At 46.8% G+C, this 237-nt stretch carries 1 protein-coding gene; it reads right to left on the bottom strand.

Features of this window, described 5'->3' with window-relative positions:
• The coding region (locus O4H31_RS19615) for an ATP-binding cassette domain-containing protein (RefSeq protein ID WP_269348191.1) at window positions 1-237 on the bottom strand (237 nt) is incomplete at both ends.

Genomic DNA, 237 nt, shown 5'->3' with positions numbered 1-237 from the left:
AGCCGAAACTACCCAGATAGTTGCGCAGTTCTAATTCGTTTTTCTCAGGCGCGATTTGCATCATGTGTTGCAAAGGTGTCTCTTCTGGATGAAGCGTTTCAAGCTGATGCTGCGCGAAGTAACCAATTTTCACCCCTTGTGAGTAGGATAGGTCACCACCTTGCGGAGTCAGTTCATTGGATAACAGCTTAATTAGGGTTGATTTACCCGCACCGTTACGACCAAGCAGACCAATAC

This window comes from Sulfitobacter dubius (assembly GCF_027214245.1).
In the GTDB taxonomy this organism is placed as follows: domain Bacteria; phylum Pseudomonadota; class Alphaproteobacteria; order Rhodobacterales; family Rhodobacteraceae; genus Sulfitobacter; species Sulfitobacter dubius_A.
The sequence above is the reverse complement of the archived record's forward strand: the minus strand, read 5'-3'. Positions and strand labels throughout refer to the sequence as shown.